This is a genomic window from Cupriavidus sp. OTU4054 (assembly GCF_038440175.1).
Classification (GTDB): Bacteria; Pseudomonadota; Gammaproteobacteria; order Burkholderiales; family Burkholderiaceae; genus Cupriavidus; species Cupriavidus pauculus_D.
In genome coordinates this window covers 25,542-48,478 of the sequence record NZ_JASATF010000041.1, presented here as the reverse complement: position 1 = coordinate 48,478, position 22,937 = coordinate 25,542, and the positions used below count along the sequence as shown (strand labels likewise).

20 protein-coding genes are annotated in these 22,937 nt (G+C 65.8%); 2 read left to right on the top strand and 18 right to left on the bottom strand.

The annotated features are described in order from the left end of the window. The 11 genes from rfbG to AAHB16_RS30360 all read right to left on the bottom strand — a co-directional run. Positions 1-721, bottom strand: a 721-nt coding sequence (rfbG, locus tag AAHB16_RS30410) for a CDP-glucose 4,6-dehydratase (RefSeq protein ID WP_342052729.1), incomplete at its 3' end; no start/stop codon positions are given. Next, complete coding sequence (gene rfbF, locus AAHB16_RS30405) at positions 706-1,479, bottom strand: glucose-1-phosphate cytidylyltransferase (RefSeq protein WP_150376428.1); 774 nt, start codon at positions 1,477-1,479, stop codon at positions 706-708. The genes rfbF and rfbG, both read right to left, overlap by 16 nt. Beyond that, entirely contained in the window at positions 1,476-3,725 is a 2,250-nt protein-coding gene (locus AAHB16_RS30400) for an O-linked N-acetylglucosamine transferase, SPINDLY family protein (protein WP_150376430.1), read from the bottom strand. Before AAHB16_RS30400 ends, rfbF begins: the two co-directional genes overlap by 4 nt. 175 nt (positions 3,726-3,900) lie before the next feature. Next, entirely contained in the window at positions 3,901-4,215 is a 315-nt protein-coding gene (locus AAHB16_RS30395; protein ID WP_150376432.1) for an EscU/YscU/HrcU family type III secretion system export apparatus switch protein, read from the bottom strand. Further along, positions 4,212-5,555, bottom strand: coding sequence for a flagellar hook-length control protein FliK (gene fliK, locus AAHB16_RS30390; RefSeq protein WP_342052728.1), 1,344 nt, complete (start codon positions 5,553-5,555; stop codon positions 4,212-4,214). The genes AAHB16_RS30395 and fliK overlap by 4 nt, the downstream gene beginning before the upstream one ends. A 59-nt stretch (positions 5,556-5,614) precedes the next feature. Then, positions 5,615-5,947 carry a flagellar protein FliT gene (locus AAHB16_RS30385; protein WP_150376436.1) on the bottom strand — a complete coding sequence of 111 codons (333 nt, stop codon included), beginning with the start codon at positions 5,945-5,947 and terminating at the stop codon, positions 5,615-5,617. A gap of 1 nt (position 5,948) precedes the next feature. After that, a complete protein-coding gene (gene fliS / locus AAHB16_RS30380; protein ID WP_150376438.1) occupies positions 5,949-6,398 on the bottom strand; it encodes a flagellar export chaperone FliS in 450 nt (149 codons plus the stop codon). Between the two features lie 17 nt (positions 6,399-6,415). Continuing rightward, positions 6,416-7,858, bottom strand: a complete 1,443-nt coding sequence (gene fliD, locus AAHB16_RS30375) for a flagellar filament capping protein FliD (protein ID WP_150376441.1) — start codon at positions 7,856-7,858, stop codon at positions 6,416-6,418. A gap of 38 nt (positions 7,859-7,896) precedes the next feature. Continuing rightward, a complete protein-coding gene (locus AAHB16_RS30370) occupies positions 7,897-8,277 on the bottom strand; it encodes a flagellar protein FlaG (protein WP_223851608.1) in 381 nt (126 codons plus the stop codon). Between the two features lie 126 nt (positions 8,278-8,403). Continuing rightward, complete coding sequence (locus tag AAHB16_RS30365; protein WP_150376443.1) at positions 8,404-9,591, bottom strand: FliC/FljB family flagellin; 1,188 nt, start codon at positions 9,589-9,591, stop codon at positions 8,404-8,406. 147 nt (positions 9,592-9,738) lie between these two features. After that, positions 9,739-10,056: an RNA chaperone Hfq gene (locus AAHB16_RS30360; protein WP_150376445.1), complete on the bottom strand. Its 318-nt coding sequence runs from the start codon at positions 10,054-10,056 to the stop codon at positions 9,739-9,741. A gap of 781 nt (positions 10,057-10,837) precedes the next feature. Between AAHB16_RS30360 and AAHB16_RS30355 the strand changes: the two genes are divergently transcribed. After that, positions 10,838-12,958, top strand: a complete 2,121-nt coding sequence (locus tag AAHB16_RS30355) for a methyl-accepting chemotaxis protein (RefSeq protein ID WP_342052727.1) — start codon at positions 10,838-10,840, stop codon at positions 12,956-12,958. Positions 12,959-13,187: 229 nt separating this feature from the next. Beyond that, positions 13,188-14,681: an MDR family MFS transporter gene (locus AAHB16_RS30350; protein WP_150377510.1), complete on the top strand. Its 1,494-nt coding sequence runs from the start codon at positions 13,188-13,190 to the stop codon at positions 14,679-14,681. An 11-nt stretch (positions 14,682-14,692) separates the two neighbouring features. Here the strand turns inward: AAHB16_RS30350 and AAHB16_RS30345 are convergent, their stop codons facing one another. From AAHB16_RS30345 to AAHB16_RS30315, 7 genes are all read right to left on the bottom strand, one after another. Continuing rightward, positions 14,693-15,622: an oxygenase MpaB family protein gene (locus AAHB16_RS30345; RefSeq protein ID WP_150376449.1), complete on the bottom strand. Its 930-nt coding sequence runs from the start codon at positions 15,620-15,622 to the stop codon at positions 14,693-14,695. 35 nt (positions 15,623-15,657) lie between these two features. After that, positions 15,658-17,217 (bottom strand): DHA2 family efflux MFS transporter permease subunit, encoded by a 1,560-nt coding sequence (locus tag AAHB16_RS30340; RefSeq protein WP_150376452.1) that lies wholly within the window; start codon positions 17,215-17,217, stop codon positions 15,658-15,660. A 27-nt stretch (positions 17,218-17,244) separates the two neighbouring features. Then, complete coding sequence (locus AAHB16_RS30335) at positions 17,245-18,450, bottom strand: HlyD family secretion protein (protein ID WP_342052726.1); 1,206 nt, start codon at positions 18,448-18,450, stop codon at positions 17,245-17,247. Positions 18,451-18,470: 20 nt separating this feature from the next. Next, positions 18,471-19,949: an efflux transporter outer membrane subunit gene (locus AAHB16_RS30330; RefSeq protein ID WP_446718151.1), complete on the bottom strand. Its 1,479-nt coding sequence runs from the start codon at positions 19,947-19,949 to the stop codon at positions 18,471-18,473. Between the two features lie 43 nt (positions 19,950-19,992). Continuing rightward, positions 19,993-20,430 carry a MarR family winged helix-turn-helix transcriptional regulator gene (locus AAHB16_RS30325; protein WP_150376458.1) on the bottom strand — a complete coding sequence of 146 codons (438 nt, stop codon included), beginning with the start codon at positions 20,428-20,430 and terminating at the stop codon, positions 19,993-19,995. 107 nt (positions 20,431-20,537) lie between these two features. Continuing rightward, complete coding sequence (locus tag AAHB16_RS30320) at positions 20,538-21,563, bottom strand: cytochrome d ubiquinol oxidase subunit II (protein ID WP_150376460.1); 1,026 nt, start codon at positions 21,561-21,563, stop codon at positions 20,538-20,540. After that, positions 21,560-22,936, bottom strand: coding sequence for a cytochrome ubiquinol oxidase subunit I (locus tag AAHB16_RS30315; protein ID WP_150376462.1), 1,377 nt, complete (start codon positions 22,934-22,936; stop codon positions 21,560-21,562). Before AAHB16_RS30315 ends, AAHB16_RS30320 begins: the two co-directional genes overlap by 4 nt. Between the last annotated feature and the right edge of the window lies 1 nt (position 22,937).

Here is a 22,937-nt window from a genome sequence, read left to right as displayed (position 1 = left end):
GGGGCGGGCGGCGGGGCGCGGGGGGGGGGCGGCGCCCCCCCCCCGCCCCCCCCGCGGCAGTGGCGCGGGCCGCGTCGGGAATCAGCCTGTCTTCGGACCAGTCGCCGCCGCCGATCACGTTGCCGGCGCGCGCGGTGGCAAGCAGCACGCCGCGTTCGGCCAGAAACGACTTGCGATAGCTGGCCGCGACCAGTTCAGTGCCTGCCTTGCTGGCGCTGTAGGGGTCGTGACCGCCGAGCGCATCGGTCTCGCGATAGCCCCAGAGCCATTCCTTGTTGTCGTAGCACTTGTCGGTGGTGACCACGATGACGGCGCGCACCGACGGACAGGCGCGCACGGCATCGAGCAGGTTCACGGTGCCCATGACGTTGGTGGACCACGTCTGCGCGGGATCGCGATAACTCGCGCGCACGAGCGGCTGCGCGGCAAGGTGCAGCACGATCTCGGGCTGTGCGTCCCGCATGGCCTGCGAGAGCGCGCCCGCGTCGCGCACATCGGCGATCGTATGGCGCTCCAGTGCCGACCTGACGTCGGCCGCATGGAACAGGCTCGGCTCGGTATTGGGCGCGAGCGCATAGCCGCTCACCTGCGCCTCGAAGCGCGCGAGCAGCAGGGCCAGCCACGCGCCCTTGAAGCCGGTGTGGCCCGTGATGAAAACGCGTCGCCCGCGATAGGCCGCGAAGACGTTCGCGGGGCCCGGCGTCGTTACCAGATCTTCCACGGTGCCTTGCCCGATTGCCAGAGGTCTTCGAGAAGATTCTTCTCGCGCAGCGTGTCCATGGGCTGCCAGAACCCCGTATGTTCGAACGCCGCCATCTGCCCGCTGCCGGCCAGCTCGCGCATCGGCGCTTCTTCCCACGAGATGCCATCGCTCTCGATCAGGTCGATCACCTCGGGCTGCAGCACGAAGAAGCCGCCATTGATCCATGCGCCATCGCCGCGCGGCTTCTCGGTGAAACCGCTGACGAGATCATGGCCGGTCCGCTCCAGCGCACCGTAACGGCCCGGCGGCTGCACGGCGGCAACGGTCGCCTGGCGGCCATGCGAGCGGTGGAATGCGATTTCGCGGCTGATGTCGATGTCGGAAACTCCGTCCCCGTAGGTGAAGCAGAACGCTTCGCCGGGTTCCAGGTATTCGCGCACGCGGCGCAGGCGTCCGCCGGTCATGGAGTCCTCGCCGGTGTCCACGAGCGTCACGCTCCACGGCTCGGCCTTGCGGTGATGCACGGCCATGCGGTTCTCGCGCATATCGAACGTCACGTCGGACATGTGCAGGAAGTAGTTGGCGAAGTACTCCTTGATGACGTAGCCCTTGTAGCCGAGGCAGATGACGAACTCGTTCACGCCGTGCGCCGAGTACATCTTCATGATGTGCCAGAGAATCGGCTTGCCGCCGATCTCGATCATCGGTTTGGGGCGCAGGTGCGACTCTTCGGAGATGCGGGTGCCAAGGCCACCGGCGAGGATCACGGCTTTCATGCGGTTGCTTCCTCCGCCACGTTGTTGTCGATGCGCTCGATGGTGATGCCAAGGATCTCGAACACGTCGGGTACCGCCGAAGCTTCCAGCGTTTCCAGCGCCAGGCCGAACTGGTCGTCCAGCAGTTGGGCCAGTGCCGATTTGTCGAGGCCCTGCTCGTCCATCCAGATGCCAAGCTTGCGGTACAGGGGCAATGCGTACGGACGCATGCCGATGGCCTCCACCAGCAGCTCGATGGCCTCTTCGTGCTTGCCTTCCGCGTATTTGATCTCGGCGAGCCCGTACGCGATCATCCAGTGGCGATACCAGGTGGACGTCAGGTTCTCCAGCACGTTGCGCAGCGGGCCGTATTCGCGCAGATGCAGATGCGCGGCGACCGACAGCACGAGGTCTTCCGCCGGATACCATGTACCGCCAAAGAACACGCCTTCCCTGCGCGCCACGCGTTCGTGGGAGGTGGGCTTGAATTCCCTGACCATCTCGGTCACCTCGTCCTCGAACCAGGTGGCGAAGCGGGGGGCGTCGAACATCTCGCTTTTCTCGGCACGCGGGCGAATCGACTGGCGAATGCCGTCCAGCTGCGCGATATCGGACGCGAGCGCGCATGCCACTTCGATGTAGCGCTCCTCGGTTTCGCAGATGAGTTCGTCGAGGCCGGCCGCGCGCAGGAACGGGGTGGACACGCGCTGATGGAACGTGTCACCCGCGAAGGTGACGACGGGCACGCCCATCCAGATCGCATCGCAGGTGGTGGTGCCGCCGGTGACCGGCGCGGTGTCCAGTGCGATGTCGATGCGATGGTAGGTGAGGTACTGATTGGCGCCATCGCGCGGAATCATATCCACGCGGCTGGTGTCGATGCCGTGCTGCTCCATGCGCGTGCGCAACATCTCGCGCACGCTTTCGCGGTCGCATCCCGCGGCTTCCACCAGCAGCCGCGAGTTGGGGCAGCGCGCGAGTACCGCGCTCCACAGACGCATGGTCTTGGGGCCGAGCTTGGCGATGTGATTGCACGAGCCGAACGTGATGTAGCCATTCTCCAGCGCGGGCGTCGGACACACGCGATACTTCGGCTCGTAGATGAACAGCGGATTGGTGACCATCGGATGGAACGCGCTGAAGATCGGCGCACGCAGCAGCTTCTCGCTGTAGTTGTGCTCGAATCCCGCGGGGTCGGCCGTCCAGTCGGTCACGCGATACTCGATCTCCTTCATACCCGTCGTGCCCGGGTATCCAAGCCAGGTCAGCTGCTTCGGCGCGAGCCGGTGCACCATGTATTGCAGCGGCGATGCGCCCGTGTACCCACCGAGGTCCACCATGACGTCGCAACGTGCGGCGCGGATGCGCCTGACGACTTCGGCCTCCTTCAGCTTCGACACATCCTGAAAGCTCTCCGCATACTGGCGGATCTTCTGCGTGACGTTGTCGGTCACGCTCGTGAGCGAGAACAGATGCACTTCGAAGCGGGTGCGGTCGATGTTCGCGATCAGGGGAATCAGGAAGTAGGCGACCGCATGGCGGCGCAAGTCGTTCGAGAGGATGCCGATGCGAATCTTGTCGCCATCGCTGCCGCTCAATTCGGGCAGTTTTCCGTCGATCGGCATGCGGGCCAGCGTTTCCGCCCAGTCGGTGGCTTCTCGCCGCAGCTGCTCGGCGCCGATGGTCTCGTCGTAGAGAATCGTAAACAGCAGGTTCGAGCGGTTGATGCGCTGCAGGGGATCCAGCGCGCAGGCCTGGCGCATCACCGGAATCGCCTCCATGGTGGCGCCCGATTCCCGCAGCGCGCTCGCGTAGTTGCCGACCACGGCGGGGTCGTTCGGCAGCAGCGCCACGGCACGCTCGCCGGCGATTCGCGCGTCGTTGTAATGACCGAGCGCGAACATCGCCGCGCCATAGGCCTGCCACAGATGGCCGACCTCGGGTTGCAGGTCCAGACTGCTTTTCAGCAGCTTTGCCGCGACGTCGAAATTCTCGAGCTGGAGCTCCAGCGTGCCCAGCATGCCGAGAAACCCGGCATGGTTGGGAAAGCGCTTCAGGCTGGCTTCGCCCAGCGCCTTGGCCTCCGCATTGCGGCCCAGTCCGGACATCGCGACGGCTTCGATGTAGCTCGCGTCCGCGAGGCTGGCGCCACTGCGCTTGGCAGTCCCCGCAAGCTTGATGGCCTCCGCGAATCTGCCGGATGCGTGGGCCGCCCAGGCCTGCTGGATGAGGCGCTGCGCGGGGCTCATCGAGACGTTTTTATTCATGGCATTCTGCTTTGTTTAGGCACATTGCCACCCAGAGCTTTATGGGTTGGCCGATGCTAAAACCTTAACAAAGGGGAATGCGCGCCATTGGCCCGAACACGGGACTAAATTGGCGCTATTTCGTACCGCGTGGCGAGTTCGTCTCCTGGCTGGGAACACGCGCCAGGCAACGTTCTCAGGGGAGGGCGGGGATCGGCGCGGGCGAGTCCGAAGCGGCCTCGACCTGATGGAGCCACGTCAGCAGTTCCGCCACCGCGACATACAGTTGCGGCGGAATCTGGCTGTCCATGTCGATCTGCATGAGCAGATTCACGAGCGCGGGCGAGCCGTGCACGTAGACGCCGGCCTCCCGCGCGCGCGCAATGATGGCTTCGGCGGATACGCCGTATCCCTTGGCCACGACTCGGGGCGCGTTGTCCCTCGCGGCATAGGCCAGCGCTACGGCGGCGTTGCGATCGGCGCTGTGGTCCGGGTTGTTCTGGTGGCTCATGCTGCCGCTCCGTCCGCCACTTCCGCGGTCTGGACCTGCAGGTTCAAGAGCGCGATACCTCGGGCTTCCAGTTGCTGCCGGAAGGTATCCCGCGTCTCGACGAGGCGCGCGGCGGCGCTGTCGTCATGGGTGAGCAGCCGCGCTTCCAGCCCGCGCGCGCCCAGCGTGAGCACGGCCTCGACATTGCCGAGTTGTGGCAGCGACAGCCGCACGCGCGTGCTCCATTGTGCCGTCCCTTCCGCCGCGCCCTCGCGTTGTTGTCCGCCTTCATGGCGCGTGACTTCCCAATCGACGGGCATGCCTGGCCATGCATCGACCGCAAAGCGGAACTGCTGCGTTGCCAGCAGTTCCAGCTGCTGGCGCACCACGCCTTCGGTCGCGGGATGCACGGGCGGCCCCGTGTCGGTGGAAGAAGGGGTCGGGTCGGGCGTGTTCCAGTTGGCGATGGCGGCCTCGCGCTGTGCCCGCGCGATGTGATAGCCGTCGTGCGAGACCTCCGCCGTCGCCTGATACGCCTGTGCTGCCGCGCTGGCCTGCGCCGCGCGGCGTTCGTCGCCGACTGTCCCCGCCGGACTTGCGCCTCCCGGTGACGACTGGCGGATACGGTTGTTCGCGCGCAGGACTTCCGCGGCCACTGCGTCGTGGGAGGCGGCGTTGACGGGAATCGGGGCGCCATGCGTACTGGCAGGCGGGAAGACGACAGGGCGCGTCAGTTCCGCCAGCGTGGCGGCCGGGTTGCTCTGTGGTGACGGAGGCGTTGCGGGGCCGCTGTAGGGCAGCATGGCGACCGGGCCCGGGCTCGGCTGCGGTGCGGCGTTCGCCGGCGGCTGGCTACCGGGTGCGACCGGCTGGCGCAGCGGGCCCTGCGGTTCCGCCAGCAGCGAGGTCAAGGGGCGCATGCCGCTGACCCATTGTTCGAGGTGCGACTCGTAGAACAGGCCGCTCTCGCCAACCAGTGCGGCCAGTCCGTTTGCCATCGCGGCTGCGGATGCGGGTGCGGTGCCGGCGGCGGGCGCGGAAGGCAACAGCGGCGATGCCGCGCGCATGGGAACGGAGTCGGCGTTGCCCATCACGTCCAGGATGGCGCGCGCCGCGAAGCTGAGCGTCTCGCGCGTGGATGTGGTCTGGGCAGCGTTCGCCAGATTGCCGGCGCCCGCTGCGACGCCATTCGGCTGACGTGTCGGCAGCGCGCCGCCCGTGGACGACTGCACGTCGCCCTGCGTGACCTCGGGCGCCGGCATCAGCGCGGCAAGCCTGTCGATCGTCAGGGATGGCCGCGTCAGCTGCGGATCGGGAGTGTGCCCGGGAAGAAGGCTGGGAGGCAGATGAACGCCGGTCATGGGCACGTATCAGGAAACGCGGGGCGCGACCGTCGCCCCTCGGGTAAGGGGCGGGACGTCTAGACTACTGCGCCGTACGCGCGGTGCAGGCTCATCTGCGTGCGCGAGTTGTTGAGCAGGCTACCCAGTTGCGCGAGGCGCGGCATCGTGAGATCGCGGATGCGCGCATCGAACGCCAGAATGCGCTCGAGCAACTGGAAGCGACGCAGGCGCTCGTTGTCGGAAAAGGGCACGGCATGGTCCAGCTGGCGCAGGCGCTCGACCTCGGCCAGGTAGACCTGCTGCAGTTCGCTCATCGCGTCCCAGTTTCCGGCACGCGCGGCTTCGAGCATTTGCTCGGAGAGCAACAGCAGCTCTTCATAGCTACGAACGATAGGGGACATAGACAGCATTTCAGGATTCTTGCAGCGCAGGCTGAGCCTCGGTTGCCAAGGAGGGCTGCTGGGTTTCGGATGCCGCGGGGTCGCCTATGGCGGCCCACGCCGAGGCCAGGTTCTCGAGCAGTGCATCGACTTCATCCAGCAGGGTGGCGTCGTTGCGCAGATTTGCCAGCAGGAGCCGGCGCGTCATGTATTCGTAGAGAGACTCGAGGTTGGCGGAGATGTCTCCGCCTGCCTCATGATCCAGCACGGCTCTGAGACCGTTGTCGATGATATTGATTGCCTTGGAGATCGCGTTGCCGCGCGCTTCCGTTTCGCCGTTCTCCATGTGGAACTTTGCGCGCGCGATGGCCGAGCGGGCACCGTCGTACAGCATGACGATGAGCTTGTGCGGGCTCGCGTTCATGACGCCGGTCTGGACACCGACCTGGGCGTAAGCGTTGATACCTTGGCGCGCGAACATGGCGATCTCCGAAAGTGTTACTTGTTGCTGCTGGACAGCGACGCGAACTGTTGCGTCAGGTAGGACTTGGTCTGGTTCAGCTGGGCGACCAGTGCATCGAGTGCCGTGAACTGAGCCTTGTAGCGGTCCATGGTCGTCTGGATGCGGTCCTGGGTCTGGGTGTACTTGTCGTTCAGGTCCTTGAGCGAGTCGGTCAGACCGGTGGTCACGGCATTCAGTGCGCCGCCATCGGCGTTGAGGCCATCAACATAGTCCGAAATCGTGTTGCCCAGGCCCTTGCTGCCGTTCACGCCGCCGAAGAATGCGGACATGCCCGAAGCGTTGTCGCGGATCGCGGCGTCGAGCTTGTCGTCGTTGACTTTGAGCTTGCCGTAGTTCTGACCCTTGTTGGACGTGTCGAGGTCGAACGAGATACCCAGTTGCGACAGCGACAGCGTGCCACCCTTGCCATCGGGCAGGCCGGCATTGAGCATCGAGCGCAGGCTGGTCTGGATGTTGCGCAGCGTGGCATCGCCAGTCAGCGGCGACGAGCTCGAAGGATCGCCAGGCTTGTTGGCGCTGGTGTCGAACGCCGTCTGCGTCGCGGCCTCCGTCAGCAGTGCGTTGTAGGCGCTCACGAAGTCCGTGACGGCCTTCTTGATGGCGTCGTTGTCCTGCGTCGTGGTCAGCGTGGTGTCGCCGGTTGCGGTCAACGCGAGCGTGGTGCCCGGTACGGCGTCCTTGACGGTGTTTTCCTGGCTGACGATGTCGATGCCGTTGACCGTGAGGGCGGCGTTGCCGGCCTTGATCTTTTCCTGCATGCCGTTCGGCTGCGTCGCTTGCGTCGGATCGAATGCGAGGACGTTGCTGACCGCGCTGTCGCTGGCGCTCACGCGCATGGACATGTCTTCGCCGGTCTTGGCGGACGTCAGCACCAGACGATAGGGCGTGCCCGAACCGTCATTGACGATGCTGGCCTTCACGCCGACGTCGGCCTTGTTGATCGAATCGCGGATGCCCTGCAGCGACGTGTCGGAACCGATGGTGACCGTCTTGGTGCTGGTCGGCGCGCCGCCGGTGGCAAGGTCCTTGCCGAAATCGAACGTAATGGTGCCGCCGCCGATCGCCGTGGTCTGGCTGGCCTGACCCGCCGAGGCCAGCGTCTGCGCCTGTGCGAGCTTCGTGATCTTGATGGCGTAGCTGCCCGGCACGGAGTCGGTGCTCGTCGTGGGGGTCAGGATGCCGTTGCTGACGGCCGCCTTCACCACGGAGAAGGTCTTCGGATTCGTCAGGTTCTTTGCTGCCGCCTGGTACGCATCCAGTGCGTTCTTGATCTTGCCGTAAGCCGACAGCTTCGCCTGATAGGCGGTGGCCTGATCCTGGATGGGCGTAAGCGCCAGATTCTCGTTGGTCTGCAACGACGTGAGCAGATCCTGCAGATTCAGACCCGAACCGACACCGATGTTGGAGATTCCTGCCATGTTTTTTACCTTGTTTTTTTCTTCAACTGGATGCCGTTCTACACGGCGTGACTGACAAACAGACCCTGCAACTTGTCGATCGCGCGGGCGACGCGCAGGACTTCCTCGTTCGGCATTTGCCGGATGACCTCGCCCGTGTCCTTGTCGATCACCTTGGTGATGACGCGGTGCGTCTTGTCGTCGATCTCGAATCGCAGGCCGATCGACGTCGTCTTGAGAACATCGACGAGCTCCTGCACGGCACCGGTGGTGTCGGAGGACGAATCGGAGTTCCTGGAGAAAGACGGGGCAGCGGGGTCCGCCGCGCGTTGCGGCTCGCCGGGCAGTTTGGCCGCGCCGGCCGGCGCTGGCGCCTGGCTGGTGGCGGGATGCGCGGCGACCTGCGCCGGGGGCATCGAAACGGTATTAGGGTGTGCCATGGTCTTTCTCCGTCCGAAAAGGCTCGGGTCAGTGTCCTGTTGAAACGCTTTGCAGGCAGCGGTCTGCCTGCAAAACATTCCGGCAAAAAGGCCGGGCCTTGCGGCCCGGCCTTTCCTGCGGCGTGATTAACGCAGCAGCGACAGCACGTTCTGGGTCGTCTGGTTGGCTTGCGACAGCACCGACGTACCAGCTTGTTGCAGGATCTGCGCGCGGGTCATGTTCGACACTTCCGTTGCGTAGTCAGCGTCTTCGATGCGCGAACGCGAAGCCGACAGGTTGTTCACCGTCGTGCTCAGGTTGTTGATCGTCGATTCGAACCGGTTCTGCACAGCACCCAGGGCCGAACGCAGGTTGTCCACCGTGGACAGTGCGGCGTCCATCGTGGCCAGCGGGTTCGTCGTAGCGGTTTGCTGGAAGTCCGAGGACGTCAGCGCTGCACCGTTGATCGTGAAGCCAGCGGTCGTACCGTTGTTCACGGCGTCGCTTGCCTTGACGGCGATGTACATCGTCGTCGAGGTAGCCGTGCCGTTGCCAGCGAAGCCCTTGGCCGACAGAGCCGTGTCGTCGGCGGCGGTCAGGCCGGTCATGCTCACGCGAACGAACAGGTTGCCCTTCGAGTCTTGCACCAGGTCTTGGGCGTTGATAGCCGACGAGGTGTTCAGGCCCAGAGCGCGCTGGATGTCGGCAGCCGACACGCCGGTTGCGCTGGTGCCGGTTGCGCCGTTGCCGAAGATGGCGGTAACAGCGGTACCGTTGGCGATCGTGCCGGTCGTGCCTTGCGGGCCAGCAACGCTGAAGCCCGAGATGCCCAGGGTCTTCGACGTGATTTGCTGCAGACCGATCGTGATGGTTTCAGCGTCGTTCGCGCCAACCTGGATCGTCATGTTCTGGTTCTTGGCCAGAACCTTCACACCGTTGAACTGGGTTTGCGACGACACGCGGTCGATTTCAGCCAGACGCTGCTTGATTTCGTCCTGGATCGACTTCAGGTCCGAACCCGAGTTCGTGCCGTTGGCGGCTTGCACCGACAGTTCACGGACACGTTGCAGGTTGTTGTTGACTTCGGTCAGCGCGCCTTCGGTCGTTTGAGCGATCGAGATACCGTCGTTGGCGTTACGCGAAGCTTGCGTCAGGCCGCGGATGTTGGCGGTGAAGCGGTTGGCGATGGCTTGGCCAGCGGCGTCGTCCTTTGCGCTGTTGATGCGCAGACCCGACGACAGGCGTTGGATCGCGCTGTTCAGCGAAGCTTGCGAGGTGTTCAGGTTGCTCTGCGTTTGCAGAGACAGAATGTTGGTGTTGATGACTTGCGCCATGGTACGACTCCTATTTGCAATGTTTTAGGCATTCCGGCGGGTGCCGTAACGTTGGCTGCCTGCTGGAGCAGGGGTAGAGTGCCTCCGTTGCAAGGGTTATCGACCAGCGGTGGGGAAGCTTTAGTGTGACTTTTACTAGAGTTGTGCTCAGCGGCGCTTGCGGGTGCGCGGTACGAACAGGCGCACGAAATCCGGCGAGGTTTCCGCGTCCGGCACCACGGCCTCGCCCTCGGGGCCGGCCGGCGTCACCACCGTGACGGCGCGCTTGTACACCAGCACGGGCGTCGGATCGTCGAGATCTTGCCCGAGCAGCAGCATGTAATTGTCCGAAGCGATGACCACGCCCGTGAGGCGTGTGCCGTTCGACAAGTGGACGATGACCGGAACGCGACTGGCGCTGTGGGCCGCAAATTGCAGGTGCTGTAGTTTGCGACTGGGTCTGGAGGCCTTTTTTTCCTGCTTCACAACTTCTCCGGAAGAGCCCACAAGGGATCTGGCGGCTGACGACGATACGAGGGATGAAACATTCACTCTCGGTACCGGCGCGGGAGATCCCGCAGTCGCCTTGTTTATCGGGCGCTGCCAGAAGAGAAGGGGAATACTTCAGGCCAAAGGGTAACAAAGTTTTACAAATCGTGACGAGAGCGAGCGCTGACCATCGGCTAGAGCGTTTGCTCTAACAATATCGTTGTGAAAATTGTGAGGTTGAGGTAACTCTCGGATTGAGAGTTACAGACTTGCCAAAAGAATCGCGATCGGCACAAACCAAAGACTTAAGGTTTGTGAAGATGCTGCCGTTATCTCTCGGCAGCGCCAAAAGTGATGCCTTCGAATGTTTTTAGTGAAGAAATTCACTTGCCACTTACACCCACCATCAGGGGTTTCCCTGATAGAAGGTCGATTTACACCTCATGTAAGCGGGTTTATATTCGTGGCCTGAGCCAAAAGTCCGGTTCTTCTACAGCAGTCCTGAAAGCCTACGAGCACCCCGCGCGTGGGCTTCTTTTTTTGGCGAGCCCGCGTCGCTCCATATCCTTCAGAGTGCACGGGAGCTATTAGACGCCACCCGGCAGCGGGTCAATTTGCCGAACTGCCAGTGTTTTACCCGTCATTTCAAATTCCGCCTCAAGTCGCCTTCCGGCCACGCCGTTAGGGCCTCCGTGCGTCCCCCCGCATGGCCTGAACTGCCGGGGGTGATACGCCGCTCCTGCCAAACCAAAGCGAACAAGAGAGAAGGGGAACGGTGATGGGCTTGCGAAATACAGGCATCGGGACAAGGCTGTCCCTGGCATTTCTGCTGGTGGTCGTGTTGCTGGCCGCCGTGGCGGCAGTGGGCGTGTCGTCGCTCCATGGCATGAACGACGCCATGCATACGGCCGTCGAGCAGCGTCTGCTGCGCGTGCTGGACCTCAATCGCGTCAAGGGCGACGCGCAACAGATCGGCATGCTGGTGCGCGACGCCGCACTGTCGCAGGATCCGGCGATCGTCACGCGCAATGCCGAGCGCATCGTCGCCGTGCGCGAGGACGTGGCGCGCACGCTCGGGGAATTCAGCAAGCTGCTCGAGCAGTCGGGCCATCCCGATCGCAAGGCGATGCTGGACTCGCTGACGCAGGCGCGCGAAGGCTATAACAAGCAGCTCGATGCCGTGATCCAGCAACTGCGGGCCAGCGACTTCGACGGCGCGCGAAGCGGTCTCGCCAACGGGCTGGGTCCGGCGCAGGTGCCGTATTTCGAGAAGCTCGACGAACTCTCGGCATCGGGCCGCAAGATGGCGATCTCCGCCGTCGGTACCGCAAGCGAGCGGTACGAGCTCACACGTGACGTGCTGATTGGCCTGGCCATCGTGGCCGCGGTGGTCGCTGCCATGCTCGGCATGGCCATCACGCGCTCCATCACGCGGCCCGCCCGGCACGCGCTGGACGCGGCCGAGGCGCTGTCGGCCGGCCGGCTCGGCCATACGATCGAGGTGCGCAGCCAGGACGAAATGGGCCGCATGCTCGGCGCGCTCGAAGGGGCCTTCGGTCAATTGCGCAGCCTTGTGCATGGCATTCAGCAGGCGGCGGGCTCGATCGACACCGCCGCGCGCGAGATCAGCACCGGCAACACGGATTTGTCCCAGCGTACGGAAGAGCAGGCGGCCTCGCTCGAACAGACCGCTGCATCGATGGAGCAGCTGACCTCGACGGTGCGTCAGAACGCCGAGAACGCGCGCCAGGCCAACCAGCTCGCGGTGAAGGCATCCGACGTGGCCAGCCAGGGCGGCCGTGCCGTGCGCGGCGTGGTGGAGACGATGGACGGCATCTCGAAGTCGTCGCAGCGCGTGACCGAGATCATCGGGGTGATCGAGGGCATTGCGTTCCAGACCAATATTCTTGCGCTCAACGCGGCCGTGGAAGCGGCGCGCGCGGGCGAGCAGGGCCGGGGCTTCTCGGTCGTGGCGGCGGAAGTGCGCACGCTGGCGCGGCGGTCGTCCGCGGCGGCGAAGGAAATCGGCGAACTGATCAACGGGTCGGTCCGGCAGGTGCAGGACGGCGCGAAGCAGGTGGAGCAGGCGGGCAGGACCATGGACGATATCGTCGGCGCGGTCCGCCGCGTGACGGACATCATGGGCGAGATCACCGCGGCGAGCCAGGAGCAGTCGGCCGGCATCGAGCAGGTGAGCCTGGCCATTACCCAGATGGAAGGCGTGACGCAGCAGAACGCGGCGCTCGTCGAAGAGGCCGCGGCGGCCGCCGAAAGCCTGCTGCAGCAGGCGCAGGGGCTGGTGACCGAAGTCGCCAAGTTCGATATCGGCGGCACGCAGGGTGCCGCGACGAGCCGCGCAGCCATCGCCCATGCCGCAGTGCCCGCCCTTGCCGCACCTTCCGCACCTTCCGCACGCGCGCTGCCATCGCGCCTGCCCGCCCTCGCGTCCGCGTCCACCTCGTCCGCGGCTCGCACCGGACGCGCCTTGCCTTCGCCGACTCCCGCAGTCGTGCGCGAGCCCGCTGCCTCGTCCGCGACGACGGCGCCCGCCACGCGCGTGCGCGCCATCTCGCGCCCGGTGAACGCGGCGGCCGCTCCGGCTGCGGCGCGCCCGGCGCCTGCCGAGACGAAGCGCCCCGCGCAACCGACGGCCGCCCCGGCACCGCGCGCCACGCGCGAACCCGCCGTCCCCGCAGCGGTCCGCCCGCCGGTGACGCGCAAGCCGCAGGCTTCCGTGCTGCCCACGCGCACGCCGGCGACACCGGCCAAAGCGCGCGGTCCGGTGGAGCGTCAGCGCCGCGAGCCGGTATTGCAGCCCGCGCGCCGTCCGGGCCATGCCCGCCCGGCCGCGAGCCCCGCGCTCGCGACCGCCGGCGCCGGCGAGTGGGAAACTTTCTGAAAGAAAGCGGACATGCGCGCCGAAGGAGAACTCGCCTACAATGGCGGTTCTCCTTGATCACAAGAGCAGACAAGGCCAACGAGGGCCCGTGCCGCACATCGGCACATCCATGAGCCCCGAGCGCCGCCGTCTGCCGCGCTCCATGTCTTCCTCCTCCCCCGCCCGAGACAGTGCAGTCTCCGCTGCCGCTGCTTCCGCCACACAGGCGCCATTGCCACAGGTGCCCGTCATGCAGGTGCTGTTCGGCCTGATGCTCGCCATCCTGCTGGGCGCGCTCGAGCAATCGATCGTCGCGGTCGTGCTGCCCGATATTGCGCTGCAGCTCAACGGTTTCGACGACATGGCGTGGGTGATTTCGGCCTACCTCGTCGCCTCCACGGTGGTGACGCCGATCTACGGCAAGCTTTCCGACGTGCTCGGCCGGCGCGCCGTGCTCAGTTTCTCGATCATCCTGTTCACGCTCGCATCGGTGTTCTGCGCGATGGCGACGTCGATGCCGATGCTGATTCTCGCGCGCATCCTGCAGGGGCTCGGGGGTGGCGGCCTGATCTCGGTATCGCAGGCGACCATCGGCGACGTGGTGCCGCTGCGCGAGCGCGGCCGGTATCAGGGCTATGTCAGCGGCGTGTGGGCCGTGGCCAGCATGGCGGGTCCCGTTATCGGCGGTTACCTCGCGCACTGGCTGTCGTGGCGCTGGATCTTCTGGATCAATCTGCCGCTCGCGCTGATTGCGCTGGTCGTCGTGCGGCGCACGCTGCGCCATCTGCCGGTCAGCGGCCGGCGCCATCGCATCGACTATCCGGGCGCGTTGCTGTTCGGCGGCGGTCTCACCGGTGTGCTCGTCTTCCTCACGCGCCTCGGGCAGGGGCATTCGCCGCTCGAAGCCGAGTCGATCGGCCTGTTGCTCGCGGGTCTGCTGGGGCTCGCGATCTTCGTCTGGCAGGAGCGCCGCGCGACCGATCCGGTGATCCCGCTCGATCTGCTTGCCGTGCCGACCGTGGCCATTTGCTGCACGACGCTGTTCCTGTGCTTCTTCCAACTGATCGCGATGTCGGTGCTGCTGCCGCTGCGGTTCCAGGTGGTGGGCGGCGCGCCCGCCGATATCGCGGCGCTGCGTCTGGTGCCGCTGACGCTTGCGATTCCGTTCGGCGCGTTTATCGCCGGGCGCATGATGTCGTGGACGGGGCGCTACAAGCCGCTGCAGATGACGGGCTCGGTCGTCGCGCCGATCGCGATCGTCGGGCTGGCGTTCGTGCCCGTGCACGATGTGCTGCCGAGCCTGCTGGTGATGGTGGTGCTTGGCCTGTCGCTCGGCCTTCAATTCCCGAGTGGCCTCGTGGCGACGCAGAACGCGGTGCCGCAACAGCAGATGGGCATCGCGACGGCGCTCACCGCGTTCTCGCGCCTGCTGGGCGGCGCGGTCGGCGTGGCGGTGCTGACCACGGTGCTCATCGCGCTGCTGCGGCATAGCGGCGTGGCGATGTCGACGGGGCATGCGGGCGAGGATGTGCTGATGAGCATGTTCCGCCGGGCGCTGGGCGGCGCCGACCAGGCCGACGCGGCCGCCGTCCGCGCGGCGGCGGAACACGCGTTCCGCACGCTGTTCCTGCTGAGCGCGGCGGTTTCGCTGATCTCGCCGTTCCTCGTCATGCGACTCAAGGAAGTGGCGCTGCGCGGCAGCCCGGCGGAAGCGGCCAAGGCGGCGGCTGCCGCAGCGGAGTAACGCGCGTTGCGCTATCGCGGGTCGGCGCCCTCTCCGTCGGGAGAGGGCATCAGCGCCCGCCGGCGCGCCCGCGCCGCTAACCCGGCCCCCAGCGTCCACCGCATCGTAGGCGCCAGCACCCGCATCGCCGCAAGCGAAATCGGCCGCCGCAGCGACGCACCGTCAAGCCGCAACATCTCCCGCGCCCACGCGGGCAGCAACGCCACCCCCGCATCGGTCATCACCCGTACAGCCGGCAGCAACTGCCGTCGCGGAACGGGCATCGACATCACGAGCCGCACCACCTCGTGCGTCCGCTCGCTCGCCACCAGAAAAGGCCGCTGCGCGGCAAGATAGGCATCGATGGCCGCGCGCGAGGCCGGCACATCGGGTGCCCCCAGCAGCGCCGCGATGCGCGCCTCCTCCGCAAAGTAGCGATCCTGCTCGGCGGCGGAAAGCGGCCCGACATAGCGCAGGTAACCGGCCATGAAGCTCGACACCTCGGCCACATGGACCCACGTCAGCAACGCCGGATCGTCTGCCGCGTAGGGCCGCCCATCGGGCGCGGTGCCGCGAATGCCCGCATGGATGCGGCGCACACGTTCGATCAACCGCATCGCATCGGCGCGGTTACCGTACGTGGTGCCAGCGATGAACTGCGCGGTGCGCCCGAGGCGCCCCTGCATATCGACGCGAAACGTCGAGTGATCCCAGACGCCGGAGAGGGCCAGCGGATGCAGCGCCTGCAGCAGCAATGCACTCACACCGCCGGCAAGCATCGCGGGGAAATCGGCATGCACGCGCCAGCAAACCGCATCGGGTCCGAAGAGTCCGGGGTCGCCGGGCGGGTTGTCGTAGTCGAGCGTGAGCCCCGAATTGCTGCGCGTGATCGCGCGAACCTGCGCGCCCGCATGGTTGCGCAGGCGCGAGATCAGACGGTTGGGGCGCGTGTTGACATCCATGGCGGCAGCATACTACGCGCGCCGCCAGGCTGTCCTCAGTGCGCGCCCGCGGCGGCCGCCGCACCGCCACCGTTACGCGCGGGACGCGTGAACCAGATCAGCGGAATGATCACCACGAACGTCAGGCTCGAGATCCAGAAGATATCGTTGAGCCCCAGCATCACGGCCTGCGTGTTCAGGCTGCGCTCGAAGAACGCGATGGCCTGGTCCGGCGAGAAATTCAGCGTGCGCTGGATGCCATCGATCGCGGCCACATAGGTCGGGTTGTTCGGGTTTGCCTGCTCGGCCAGCTGCGCGTGATGCAGGATGGAGCGGTTGTTCCAGCCTGTGGTGGCCAGCGACGTTCCTACCGCGCCGCAGAACACGCGCGCGAAGTTCGACAAGCCGGCCGCCGCGGGAATCTTGTCCGGCGACAGGCCCGACAGGATGATCGCGGTCAGCGGCACGAAGAACAGCGCCATCGGAATGCCCTGCAGCAAGGTCGGCAGCACGAGCGTGAAGGTATCGACGCCTGTGGTGTAGTTGGACCGCATGAAAAACACGGCCGCGAAGCCGAGGAACGACAGCGTGGCGAGCACGCGCAATTCCGCCTTCGGCAGGAACTTGCCGACCACCGGCGCGAGGATCACCGCGAAGATGCCGAGCGGTGCGGTCACCAGTCCCGCATTGACGGCGGGATAGGCGAGGTACTGCTGCATCCACTGCGGCAGCACCACGAGGTTCGCGAAGAACACCGCGTAGCCGACCGAGATCGCCACCGTGCCCGCCAGGAAGTTGCGGCCCTTGAACAGGCGAAGATCGACGATCGGATTGGGCTCGGTCAACTCCCAGATAAGGAAGAAGACAAAGCCAAGCAGCGCCACCACGCCAAGCGTGACGATCACGGGCGAGTTGAACCAGTCCAGATCCTTGCCCTTGTCGAGCATGATCTGCAGCGCGCCGACCCAGGTGACCAGCGAGGCGAGGCCGACGAGGTCGATCGGCAGCTTGCGCGTCTTCGACTCGCGGTCGCGATAGACGGCCCACGTGACCGCGGCCGCGAACAGGCCGACCGGCACGTTGATATAGAAGATCCACGACCACGAATAGCTGTCCGTGATCCAGCCGCCGAGCGCGGGGCCGGCAATCGGACCCACTGTTGCGGTCATCGCCCACAACGCGAGCGCGGACGAACTCTTGTCCTTGGGGAACGAGCCGAGCAGCAGGGCCTGCGAGAGGGGGATCAGCGGTCCGGCTACCGCGCCCTGCAGGATACGCGCGGCCAGCAGGATGGTGAGGTTCGGCGCGATGCCGCACAGCCATGACGACAGTACGAACATCAGCAGGGCGCCGACGAACAACCGCACCTGGCCGATGCGCTGCGTCAGCCAGCCGGTGAGGGGAATCGACACGGCGTTGGCGGCCGCGAACAGCGTGATCACCCATGTCCCCTCGTCGACGGACACGCCGAGGTTGCCGGAAATCGTCGGAATCGCGACGTTCGCGATCGACGAGTCCAGCACGTTCATGAAGGTGGCCAGCGCGACCGCGAAGCTGCCGAGCAGCAGACGGGTGCCGGTCAGCGGTGGCGGGGTGGTCGGTGCCTGAGAGGACATGATGCGCTCCGATGGGGGACTGGTGCGTCAGCCTTGCGAGCCGTTCTGCGCGATGATCCGCGCGATCTCGCGATCGGCTTCTTCGCCCTGGCGCTCGAACACTTCCGTGGCATAGCGCGTGCGGTACGCGGTGTTGGCCGTGCCGAGCTCCGCGCCGGTCCCCTTGGTGTCCACATCGACGAGCATCGACAGGCCGATCTGCAGCGGATGCGCGCGCAACTCGGCCGGATCGAGTTCGATGCGCACCGGCAGGCGCTGCACGACCTTGATCCAGTTGCCGGTGGCGTTCTGCGCGGGCAGCGCCGAGAACGCGCTGCCCGTGCCGGCGGCAAAACCCACCACCTTGCCGTGGTACGTCACCTTGCTGCCATAGACATCGGCACGCAGTTCCACCGGTTGCCCGATGCGCAGATGGCGCAGCTGGACTTCCTTGAAGTTCGCATCGACCCACACGCCGTCGAGCGGCACGACGGCCATCATCGGATTGCCCGGCGCCACGCGCTGGCCCACCTGCACCGAACGGCGCGCGACGTACCCCGTGACGGGTGCGGGCAGCGTGTTGCGCGCGTTGGCGAGCCAGGCATCGCGGACCTTCGCGGCGGCGGCCTGCACGCTCGGGTGCTCGGCCACGTTGCTGCGATCCGTCAGCGCGTGGTTGGCGGTAAGTTGCTGGCGCGCGGTATCGAGCGCGGCTGCCGCAATCTTCACCGCATCGCGGGCATGCGCGACGTCTTCCGCGGAGACCGCACCGGTCTCGGTGACTTCGGTGCGGCGGCGCAGATCGGACTGTGCGCGCGACAGGTCGGCTTCGCGCTGGCGCACGGTGGCGGCCAGTACATTGTTGTTGACGTATAGCGCGCTGACCTGGCGTACGGTCTGGCCGAGCGAGGCCTCCGCATTCGCCAGCGCGATGCGCGCGTCGGCGGGGTCGAGCGTGACCAGCGGCTCGCCGGCCTTGACCACCTGCGTATCGTCGGCGTTCACGGTGACCACCGTACCGGTGACCTGCGGCGTGATCTGCACGAGGTTGCCATTGACGTAGGCGTCGTCGGTTTCTTCGTGGAAGCGCGCGACGGTGTAGTAGTACGTGCCGTAGCCGATCGCGGCAAGCGCGCTGACGAGGCCGAGCGCGGCCAGCAGCTTCTTGCGCTTGCCTGCCGAGGGATTGACGTTGGCGGTCGCCGTTTCGGAGGACTTGATCGCCGTGGTTTCGGTTTTGTTCTCTGCGTTCATGATGACACCTGTGTTCGGATTTATTGCGTGACGGCTGCCTGCCGGATCGAGTCGGAAGCATCGGTAAAGCCCCCGCCGAGCGCGGACGCCAGCGCGATCTGACGGTCGCGGCGCGCCATGCGCAGGTTGGCGACGTTCTGGCTGCTCGCGAGCGCGTTGGTCGTGGCGTTGAGTACGGTGAGCTGCGTCGTCAGGCCAGCCTTGTACTGCGCGATGGCGAGCTTCTGCGCGCGTTGCGCGGCGGTATCGCTACGCTCGGCATTGACGATCTGCGCGTCGATGGACTGGATATCCGACAGCTGCGTGGCCACATCCGTGAGCGCGTTGATCAGCGTCTCGTTGTAGTTGGCCACGGCATAGTCGAAGTCCGCGTATCGGCCCTTGAGCTGCGCGCGCAATGCGCCGCCATCGAAGATCGGCAGATGGATGGCAGGGCCCGCGGAAGCCGTACGGCTGGCCGCGCGCAGGAAGCGGCCCCAGCCGATGGCATCGAGGCCGATCGCCGCGGACAGGTTGATGTCCGGATAGAACTCGGCCTTGGCCACCTTGATATCGTGCAGCGTGGCATCGACGCGCCACCGCGCGGCCACGATGTCGGGGCGGCGGGACAGCAGGTCCGCGGGCAGGTTGTCGGGCAGGCGCACTTCCGCGCCGGCGCCGAGCGCGGGCCTGGCGATCGCGAGGCCGCGATCGGGCCCCTTGCCGAGCAGCGCGCCCAGCTGATAGCGCGTACGGCGGATGGAACCGTCGAGCGCGGACAGCGCCGCTTCGGCCGTGGCGAGGTCCGCCTCGGCGGTGCGCTTTTCCACTTCGGTTTCGAGGCCCATCGTGACGCGACCGTTGGTGACGCGCAGCACGTCCTGGCGCTGCACGACCTCGTCGCTCGCGATATCGCGCAGCGTATAGAGCCGGGCCAGTTCGTTATAGGCGCGAGCGATGGCGTTGGTCAGCGTCAGCCGCACCTGTTCGGCGTCGGCCTCGCTCGCGCGGACCGACGACACGGCGGCCTTCAGCGCCTCGCGATTCTTGCCCCAGAGGTCGAGCTCGTACGAGGCGTCGAGGACGGCCTTGTTCTCCGAGATCCACGAACCGCCGAAGCCCGGCGGAATCAGCGCGTTCTCGCTGAGCCGCTGGCGCGACCACGAATAGCCGGCGCCGACGCGCGGCAATGTGTTGGCATTCGCGCTCTCGCTCATGGCGCGCGCCGCATCGACGCGAGCCCGGGCGATATCGAGCGTCGGGCTCCCTTCCATCGCTTCATCGAGCAGCGACCGGAGCTGCGCGTCGCCGAACTGGTCGGCCCAGTCCGCGGCGGGCCAGCGCCCCTGCTGCGCGGGCAGGCTTTCGGTGGCGGCGAGCTGCGCCGGCTCGGCCATCTGCTTGTCGCTATGGATGCCAGCGTAGTTGGCGCAGCCGGCCAGTACGGCCGCGGCGACCATCGTGAGGGCGGGGGCCAGCAGACGCGAGACGCGTGATGTCCGTGGCCGATGCTGATTCATCATTTTCTGACCTATCAGGTAATGGGCGAAAGAAAAACCGCCCTCAGGCGTTATTGAATTTGTTGAGCAGGCGCAGGAACTCGTCGAACTCGGCAGGGGTGAAGTCGCGCAGCCGGTGATTCAGCACTGGCGGGACGATATCCGGAATGCGAGCGGCCACTTCACGACCCTTGTCGGTAATCGTGAGATTGACCACGCGCCGGTCCTCCAGGCTTCGGCTACGCGCCAGCAGGCCGCGCTTCTCGAGCTTGTCGAGCATGCGGGTCATCAGGCCGGTGTCGATTGCCAGGATCTTGCAGAGTTCGTAGGGCGTACTCGCCACCCCGTGCGTCAGTCCCAGCAGAATGCCGATCTGCTGAGCCGTGATGTCCAGTTCCTGCAACGCGCCGTCAAGTTCCATGACCAACGAATTGCGCGCGCGGTTGAGCTGAAAGCCCACGCTCTTCGTCATCTGAAAGTTGTCCTTCGTGTAATGGTCCATGCGGTGCTCCAACTGGTTGATGCAACAATAGCTGATGCATCAGATAAGTGAAGAAAATTTTGCCTATCGCGGTGATAGGCAAAAACTAATGCGGGAGGCGAGGGGGATCAGTAGTAACGCAGATCCGTGGCCTTGCCCCAGAACACACGGTACGCGTAGGCCGTGTAGCCGAGGATCGTGGGGAGCACGATGACTGCCCCGATCAGGATCACGCCAAGCGACTCCGGCGCGCTGGCCGCCTGCCAGATATCGATCTGATCGACGACGAGGTACGGGAAGAGGCTGTAGGCGAGGCCGTTGAACGCCATCAGGAAAATCGCGGCCGTGCCGGCAAACGGCACCCAGCACCAGCGGTCGTTACCGGCCGCCTGCATGGCGGGGAGGCGTCGCAGCAGACGGTCGAGCACGACGAAGATGGCGACGGTCGCCAGTGGAATCGGTGCGAGCAGGATGATGTTCGGCAGCGAGAACCACTTGTCGAAGATGCGATCGCTCACCAGCGGTGTGACCACCGAGATCGCGGTCACGCCCACGCCGGTCAGCCACAGGCTGCGGCGGGCCCAGTAGGTCGCGCGCTTCTGCAGGCTGCCCGTGGTCTTCATGACAAGCCAGCCCGCGCCCAGCGCGCAGTAGCCGGCCACGAGGCACAGGCCCACGGCGATCGCGAACAGCAGGTGAGGCCAGTCATAGCGGAAGCCGGTGATATAGAGACCCAGCATCAGGCCCTGCGAGAAGCTCGCGAGCAGCGAGCCTGCATAGAACGCGCGATTCCACCACGGCTTGTGCGGATCGCGCGCCTTCACGCGGAAGTCGAACGCCACGCCGCGCAGGATCAGGCCGGCGAGCATGGATGCCACGGGCAGGTACAGATGCGTGAGGATGGCGCCATGCGCGATCGGAAACGCGGTCAGCAGCAGGCCCACGCCGAGCACGAGCCAGGTTTCGTTGGCATCCCAGAAGGGACCGATCGACGCGATCATCGTGTCCTTGTCGGCGTCGTCCGCGCGGCGCAGCAGCACGCCGACGCCGAGGTCGTAGCCGTCGAGAATCACGTAGATCAGCATCGACAGCGCCATCAGGCCGAGGAAAACGAGCGGGAGCCAGCCCGCGGGTTGGGACAGATCGGGGGTCATTGCGCGCTCCTTGCAGGCGTGAGGATGACGGGCTGGGGCGTCATGATTCGTGAGTCGGGCCCAGCGCTCTTTCCGGCCTTGCGCGCAAGATGGAACACCACGCTGATATAGGCGGCCAGCAGCGAGAGATAGAGCGCGAGGTACATCGCGAGTGTGGAGCCGATCATCGTTGCGGGCACCTTCGAGGCGGCTTGCGCTGTCGTGAGCACACCGTAGACGAGGTAGGGCTGGCGGCCGATCTCGGTCACGTACCAGCCGGCGATCAGGCCGATCCATCCGGAGAACGTCATCGCCACGAGGGCGCGCGCCATCCACGGCGCGGGCGCGCCGCGCTTGCGGAACTGCCATGCGGCCACCCACGATACGGCGAGCATCAGCAGGCCGATGCCGACCATCACGCGGAACGCGTAGAACATCGGTGCCACGGGCGGGTGCTTGTCGCCGAACGCGTCGATGCCCTTGATCTCGCCTTCGGGATCATGCGCGAGGTAGATCGAGGCAAGCTTGGGAATGGCGATCTCGTAGTCGTTGCTGCGCGTGGTCGCGTTGGGAATGCCGAACAGCACGGCGGGCGCGCCCTTCTCGGTCTTCCAGATCCCCTCCATCGCGGCGATCTTCGCGGGCTGGTGGTGCAGCGTGTTCAGGCCATGCAGGTCGCCCGCCACGATCTGCAGCGGAATGAGGATGGCGCCGAGCATCACGCCCGTGCGCATCGCGGCGAGCGTGTCGCGGCCGCGATCGCCGCGGAGCCAGCGGTATGCCGAGAGTCCGGCCAGCAGGAACGCGACGGTCAGTCCGGACGCGAGCAGCATATGTACGAGGCGGTACGGGAACGACGGATTGAAGATGATCTCGAACCAGCTGGTCGCATGCGCGCGGCCGTCGATCATCTCGAAGCCGGCGGGGGTTTGCATCCACGAGTTCAGCGCGAGGATCCAGAACGCCGACAGCGTGGTGCCGCCCGCGACGAGCAGCGTGGCGATGGTATGCATGCGGTTGCTGACGCGATGCATGCCGAACAGCATGATGCCGAGGAAGGTGGCTTCGAGGAAGAAGGCGGTAAGGACTTCGTAGGCGAGCAGCGGTCCCGCGATATTGCCGACCGTCTCCATATAGCCAGGCCAGTTCGTGCCGAACTGGAAGCTCATGGTGATGCCGCTGACGACGCCGAGCGCGAAGGTCAGCGCGAACACCTTGACCCAGAGGCGGTAGGCGTCCATCCAGCTTTCATCGCCGGTCTTGCCGTAGCGGAGCTTGAAGAACAGCAGGACCCACGCGAGGGAGATACTGATCGTGGGGAAGAGGATATGGAAGGTGATATTGGCGGCGAACTGGATTCGCGCCAGTATCACCGGATCTAGCTCGGCAAACATG

Excerpts from the sequence above, each read along its gene's own strand:
- rfbF (WP_150376428.1), bottom strand. The coding sequence starts at position 1,479 with ATGAAAGCCGTGATCCTCGCCGGTGGCCTTGGCACCCGCATCTCCGAA.
- AAHB16_RS30400 (WP_150376430.1), bottom strand. The coding sequence starts at position 3,725 with ATGAATAAAAACGTCTCGATGAGCCCCGCGCAGCGCCTCATCCAGCAG.
- AAHB16_RS30395 (WP_150376432.1), bottom strand. The coding sequence starts at position 4,215 with ATGAGCCACCAGAACAACCCGGACCACAGCGCCGATCGCAACGCCGCC.
- fliK (WP_342052728.1), bottom strand. The coding sequence starts at position 5,555 with ATGACCGGCGTTCATCTGCCTCCCAGCCTTCTTCCCGGGCACACTCCC.
- AAHB16_RS30385 (WP_150376436.1), bottom strand. The coding sequence starts at position 5,947 with ATGCTGTCTATGTCCCCTATCGTTCGTAGCTATGAAGAGCTGCTGTTG.
- fliS (WP_150376438.1), bottom strand. The coding sequence starts at position 6,398 with ATGTTCGCGCGCCAAGGTATCAACGCTTACGCCCAGGTCGGTGTCCAG.
- fliD (WP_150376441.1), bottom strand. The coding sequence starts at position 7,858 with ATGGCAGGAATCTCCAACATCGGTGTCGGTTCGGGTCTGAATCTGCAG.
- AAHB16_RS30370 (WP_223851608.1), bottom strand. The coding sequence starts at position 8,277 with ATGGCACACCCTAATACCGTTTCGATGCCCCCGGCGCAGGTCGCCGCG.
- AAHB16_RS30365 (WP_150376443.1), bottom strand. The coding sequence starts at position 9,591 with ATGGCGCAAGTCATCAACACCAACATTCTGTCTCTGCAAACGCAGAGC.
- AAHB16_RS30355 (WP_342052727.1), top strand. The coding sequence starts at position 10,838 with ATGGGCTTGCGAAATACAGGCATCGGGACAAGGCTGTCCCTGGCATTT.
- AAHB16_RS30350 (WP_150377510.1), top strand. The coding sequence starts at position 13,188 with ATGCAGGTGCTGTTCGGCCTGATGCTCGCCATCCTGCTGGGCGCGCTC.
- AAHB16_RS30345 (WP_150376449.1), bottom strand. The coding sequence starts at position 15,622 with ATGGATGTCAACACGCGCCCCAACCGTCTGATCTCGCGCCTGCGCAAC.
- AAHB16_RS30340 (WP_150376452.1), bottom strand. The coding sequence starts at position 17,217 with ATGTCCTCTCAGGCACCGACCACCCCGCCACCGCTGACCGGCACCCGT.
- AAHB16_RS30335 (WP_342052726.1), bottom strand. The coding sequence starts at position 18,450 with ATGAACGCAGAGAACAAAACCGAAACCACGGCGATCAAGTCCTCCGAA.
- AAHB16_RS30330 (WP_446718151.1), bottom strand. The coding sequence starts at position 19,949 with ATGAATCAGCATCGGCCACGGACATCACGCGTCTCGCGTCTGCTGGCC.
- AAHB16_RS30325 (WP_150376458.1), bottom strand. The coding sequence starts at position 20,430 with ATGGACCATTACACGAAGGACAACTTTCAGATGACGAAGAGCGTGGGC.
- AAHB16_RS30320 (WP_150376460.1), bottom strand. The coding sequence starts at position 21,563 with ATGACCCCCGATCTGTCCCAACCCGCGGGCTGGCTCCCGCTCGTTTTC.
- AAHB16_RS30315 (WP_150376462.1), bottom strand. The coding sequence starts at position 22,936 with ATGTTTGCCGAGCTAGATCCGGTGATACTGGCGCGAATCCAGTTCGCC.